Genomic DNA, 4,607 nt, shown 5'->3' with positions numbered 1-4,607 from the left:
CCCACATGAAACGCCTGCGCCGACAACGCCGCCTGCTCCGCCTGCGCCATCGTCGACCGCATCAACGCCGCCTTGGCACCAAACGCCGACTCCGACGCCACCAACTGCGGAATATGCGCATCCAACAAACTCATCCCCGCACTCCTCTCTCCACTATCGATTAGTCGCGGGCCGCGCCGTTCGGGTTCCATGGAGGCCGCGACCGCCCGTTGCTCGCATCGTTGAGAGCGGCTCGGCACTCCCGGACAAGAACGTCGGCGGAGTTCAGTCCGGTCAATAACTGAGGAACAATGCTACGGCAATTACCTCGTTCTACGAACCTTTAATTGGATCAACGGCCGCGAATGCGGATTAACTTATGTGCGTCGACGGGCTCTCGTCCGGGCCGTCCCAGGAGGCCGGCAGCATCGGTTCAGCGGGGCCTCGGCCGTACTCGTCTCGGGTCAGCTCCGCCAGACCGGCGGCGCGCGCCATCCCGGTCTTGCCGAGCGTCCCCGTGAAGCCCGCTGCGCTAGAGCGGGTCTGCGGCGCCAGGTCCGGTTCGAGCCCCGGGGCGTCGTCCTCGAGGTATTCGTAGCGGTAGCCGGGGTCGATCAGCCGGCCGCGCCGACGGCCGCCGTGCCGCGCCGTGCCGGTCTCCGCTGCGCCGGCCGCCGCGGTGGCCGCTACGCCGGCGGCGGGCCGGGCCGTTTTCGCGCCCGCACGGCCGGCAGCGCTCTGCGACGAGGGAAGCCAGCCCACCAGGTAGCTGTGGAACGTGCCCTCGGTACCGATCAACGGGGGCACCGGCGGCGGTGGTGGTGCGGTGCCGGCGGGGGTGGTGGGCGACGTCATCGCCGGCGCAGCAGGTGCTGCCGAGGCCGGCGCCGTCGCGGGGTTCGGCGCCGGAGCCGTTGCGCCACCGGAGATGACCGGTGACACCGCAGCGGGTGCCGCCGGCACCGGTGGCGGCACCGCCGGTGCGGGGATTCCGGCCAGCCCCGCCAAGCCGGCCAGGCCGGCCGGCGGTGCGACCGCGGCGAGGCTGCCGATCGCCAGGTTCAGCCCGACACCCGCCAGCAGCGGGGACAGTTGCAACAGGAAACGCAGGCTGCGCAGCGTCCAGTTGACGGCGCGGTAGGTCTGCCACGCGATGAAGTAGGTCGTCAGCTGCCACCGCTGAGCGGGCGTGAGCGGTCCTTGAAAGTTCTGTTGCAGCCAGGCCAGCGCCTTCTCGGTGCCGTTGACGAAATTGGACAGATTCTGCAGGAATTCCGCGGGACTCCAATTGGGCTGGCCTTGTCCGGGAACCTGCTGGCCGTCGGCGCCGAAGAGCATCTGCCAGATCTCAGCCGGCGTTGGCAGGTCAAACGATCCGCTTCCGTCACCGCTGCCACCGCCATTGCCTCCCCCGCCGCCGCCCGTACCGTCGCCGGCCGCCGCGATCCCGGCCTGCGCGCTGCCGCTGGAATGCCCCAAGCTTCGCGCGGTCTCGCTGGCTGCCTGGTAAGCGCTCATGACGGTGGCCGCCTGGGTCCACATCCGGGCGTAATCGGCCTCGTTGACCGCGATCGGCACGGTGTTGATCCCGAAGAAATTGGTCGCCACCAACACCGCGTGGGTGGCGTGGTTGGCAGCCAACTCGGCGAGGGTCGGCATGGCCGCCAGGGCACTGCTGTACGCCGACGCGATCACCTCGTGCTGGGCGGCGGTTCGGGCGCTGAGCGCGCCGGCCAGCTGCAGCCAGGCCAGATAAGGCAGATGCGCCGCCGCATATGCCTCCGCGGTCGGGCCGGCCCACACCTGCTGAGCATCGCCGAGAACGGCGGTGAGATCGCTTGCGGCACTGAGGTACTCACTGCCCAATGTCGCCCAGGCCGCCGACGCGGCAAGCAGCGGCCCCGGCCCCGGCCCGGTGCTCAGCATTGCCGAGTGCACTTCGGGCGGGGCCGCCATCCAGGTGGCAGGGGCCGACATCACCGCACCGCTATTGCGAAAACACCGACGCCGCCAGGGTGTCTGCGACCAGGTAATTGACCCCCGCTTGAGCGACCCCCACACCGGCCCGGCCCAACACTTCGGTGCCGCACGCAGCGACCGCCTCGTGCTGGCTGCCCTGCACGCTGAGTTCCGCCGCGGCCTGCAGCGACACCGGGTCGATCGCAGGCGGCGCCACCGCGGTGATCAACGGCGCCGCGGTCGCGTGCGCTGCCGCCAGCGTCGCGGTGATCGCCTCGATGGCCGCGCTCGTCGCAGCCAGGCCTTCGGGCACGACGTTCAGAACCATGGCGGAACCCCTTCCAGCCAATACGCCGCCACCTAACCTGCGGACTGATGAAGCTGATGCAGTCACGATATGCCCTGTCAGGCCCTGAATGGTCCCGTAACTGCGGATAGACCTCAGTGTTTCTTGACCACCCACCGCGGTGCGGTCCGCCAGCTACGCCGACCATCGGGGTGCTGCAGGGGTGGGTCCAGCAGCAGCACGGCGCGGCCCTTAAGCAGAACGGGGCGGACCCAGTCGCCCAACTCGATCAGTTCACCGGGTGCCGGTCGGCGGGCGCTGCCGTCCCGGACATCATCGATGGGCACGCTGGCCAGGAGTTCGTCGACGGTTGCCTCGGCGGGCAGGTTCGCCAGCCCGGGCAATGCGATGAACAGTCCGTCGTCGCCGGAGAGTTGCAGACCGACCGCCGCCAAGGCGCCCAACACCCCGTCGTGGGTGCCGCCGTGCCCGGACACGTGCACACCGAGTTCCTCGCCGAGACGGCGGGCTTGCGTCCGCTGCAACACTTCCCGTTTGGCCCGCCGACCGAACTCCACCAGCGGGCGAATATCGCTCAAATCAGCCGGAATCGCCACCGCCAGACCGGGGTCCGCGGCCGGCGGACAGACGCGTTCCAGGAACCCGGCGACAAAGCCGATGATCTCGTCGCGCACCGCGTGCGGGTCGGCTCCGGGACTGCGCCAGGCCAGGCAGGCACTGGAGTTGTGCGACGTATAGGGAACGCGGTCGTCGACGAGGAGTTGGTGCCGGGTAGCCCCGGCCTCGCTGCCCAGCCCGGCGGCCGCCAACTCGCGTAGCAGAGCCCGGGCGCGCCGGCCGGTACCGGGACTGAACTGGTCGTCGGTGTCGTCGATGCCGATCAGCAGGTCGACGCCGGCAAAGACCGTCACGGGTTGACGACCACTGTGCTGACATCGCGAACCCACCGGTCGCGCTCGAGGTCGGTCCCGGCCAGCTTGAGGGTGTCGCGTTTGGTGAAACTCAGCACGACCCGATCGGTGAGCTCGGCGGCGGTGAGCGTCTGCGCCGGGTCACGTCCTTCGAACCGAACACTGTGGACCGCCGTGGCCCCGGCGGCGTCGAGAACCGTTCGCACCGCAGGGCCTCGCTGCACGGGGCTTCCGTGTGATTGCGGCGTCGCGATCTCGGTCTGCGGCAAGCCGCCCAGCCGGGCCAGGTCGAACTCGTCCAGCACTCGGCCGTCCTGCCGAACGACCAGGCGATATCCCGTCGCCGTGTCGGTATCGGTGTCGCCGCCGCATCCCGCCACTGCGGCGCCGACGACAAGTGCCGCCAGACCCACTCCGAACAGGCACCCAGCAGCTGACCGCATGTGCATGACCGTAAGCAGGTGTCCACACGTATTCAAGCTGCTAGGCGCCGACATAACCCTCAGATGAGGTTGTGCGGCGCGGCCGTCGGGCCTACCTTGAGGCGATGACCGTGATGCCGTGGACCGCGGGGCGACCGACGAGCCTGGTGCTGGCCCGCGAAGTCGTCTTCCCAGCTGCCGCTGCCGTGGTGATCACCCTGTCCTCCGACATGCGGATGCCGCTGGGATTGCCCGGGCATCGCGGCCTGGTGTGGCTGACCCTGTTGGTGGCGGTGGCCCTCACCACCCGCAGGCCGCAGACGGTGCTCGCGGTGGGTGCGGCGTCGACGGCGGCCACCGCGCTGCTGCAGTCCGGCCCAGGCCCCTGGGCCGGGGTTCGCTACCTGGGCGCCGCGGCGTTCCTGTACCTGCTGACAACCATCCCCGCCGTGCGGTGCCGCCGGTGGTTGATCGCGCTTGCCGCGGCTCCGATTCACCTTGTCGCGCTTGCTGTTCCGATTGCAACAGGACTCTTCGGCGGCCATCACGCGGCCGTGGTGGGCATCGGCGACAAAGCGCTCTTCCACCTCGGCTTCGGCCTGGTGGCCGGAATCCTCGGCTGGGTGATCGCCGCCGCGATCGACTGGGCAGTCCCAGAGACTTCCCGCAGCGCTTAGCCGCCGCCGTTACAGCCCGTACCGCTACCCGGTCCGCCCGGGCCGCCGCCACCGGGGTTGGGGACGCATCCGCCACCGCCGCCGCCATGGCTGCCGGGAGTGTTCCCGGTAGTGCCGGCTGCCCCGTTGTTCCCGCTGATGCTGCCCGCTCCGCCTTGGCCACCTACGCCGCCCTGGCCGCCGGGGGTGTCGGGTCCGCGGACCCCGGCGTAGCCGCCGTCGCCGCCATCACCACCGTTGCCGCCGTTCCCGGACATCAGACCGGCGCTGCCACCAGCGCCACCGCGACCACCGTTGCCGCCCGCGGTATTGGTGCCCGAGGTGCCGCCGCCACCACCTCCGCCACCGGCAC

5 protein-coding genes and 2 pseudogenes are annotated in these 4,607 nt (G+C 70.2%); 1 reads left to right on the top strand and 6 read right to left on the bottom strand.

What is annotated here, in order from left to right; translation table 11 throughout:
- The 5 genes and pseudogenes from ABW16_RS23510 to ABW16_RS23490 form a co-directional block, all read right to left on the bottom strand.
- Positions 1-134 (bottom strand): annotated as a pseudogene (locus ABW16_RS23510) (type VII secretion protein EsxS); the annotation flags it as partial.
- A gap of 217 nt (positions 135-351) precedes the next feature.
- Positions 352-1,956 (bottom strand): PPE family protein, encoded by a 1,605-nt coding sequence (locus ABW16_RS23505; RefSeq protein WP_233424864.1) that lies wholly within the window; start codon positions 1,954-1,956, stop codon positions 352-354.
- A gap of 10 nt (positions 1,957-1,966) precedes the next feature.
- Positions 1,967-2,266 (bottom strand): PE family protein, encoded by a 300-nt coding sequence (locus ABW16_RS23500; protein WP_047321617.1) that lies wholly within the window; start codon positions 2,264-2,266, stop codon positions 1,967-1,969.
- A gap of 113 nt (positions 2,267-2,379) precedes the next feature.
- Positions 2,380-3,156, bottom strand: a complete 777-nt coding sequence (locus ABW16_RS23495) for a hypothetical protein (protein WP_047321616.1) — start codon at positions 3,154-3,156, stop codon at positions 2,380-2,382.
- Complete coding sequence (locus ABW16_RS23490; protein WP_047321619.1) at positions 3,153-3,599, bottom strand: hypothetical protein; 447 nt, start codon at positions 3,597-3,599, stop codon at positions 3,153-3,155. The genes ABW16_RS23495 and ABW16_RS23490 overlap by 4 nt, the downstream gene beginning before the upstream one ends.
- Positions 3,600-3,703: 104 nt before the next feature.
- Between ABW16_RS23490 and ABW16_RS23485 the strand changes: the two genes are divergently transcribed.
- On the top strand, positions 3,704-4,255 hold the full coding sequence (locus ABW16_RS23485; RefSeq protein ID WP_047321615.1) for a hypothetical protein: 552 nt from the start codon (positions 3,704-3,706) through the stop codon (positions 4,253-4,255).
- Here ABW16_RS23485 and ABW16_RS26990 read toward each other — a convergent pair.
- A pseudogene (locus ABW16_RS26990) lies at positions 4,252-4,607 on the bottom strand (hypothetical protein); the annotation flags it as partial. The gene ABW16_RS23485 and the pseudogene ABW16_RS26990 overlap by 4 nt on opposite strands.

This window comes from Mycolicibacter heraklionensis, from assembly GCF_001021505.1.
Taxonomy (GTDB): domain Bacteria; phylum Actinomycetota; class Actinomycetes; order Mycobacteriales; family Mycobacteriaceae; genus Mycobacterium; species Mycobacterium heraklionense.
Note: the sequence above shows the minus strand (reverse complement) of the source record. Positions and strands in the feature narration are given on the sequence as shown.

Bases quoted from the DNA above. Each gene is read 5' to 3' on its own strand.
- ABW16_RS23505 (WP_233424864.1), bottom strand. From the start codon at position 1,956: ATGTCGGCCCCTGCCACCTGGATGGCGGCCCCGCCCGAAGTGCACTCG.
- ABW16_RS23500 (WP_047321617.1), bottom strand. From the start codon at position 2,266: ATGGTTCTGAACGTCGTGCCCGAAGGCCTGGCTGCGACGAGCGCGGCC.
- ABW16_RS23490 (WP_047321619.1), bottom strand. From the start codon at position 3,599: ATGCGGTCAGCTGCTGGGTGCCTGTTCGGAGTGGGTCTGGCGGCACTT.
- ABW16_RS23485 (WP_047321615.1), top strand. From the start codon at position 3,704: ATGACCGTGATGCCGTGGACCGCGGGGCGACCGACGAGCCTGGTGCTG.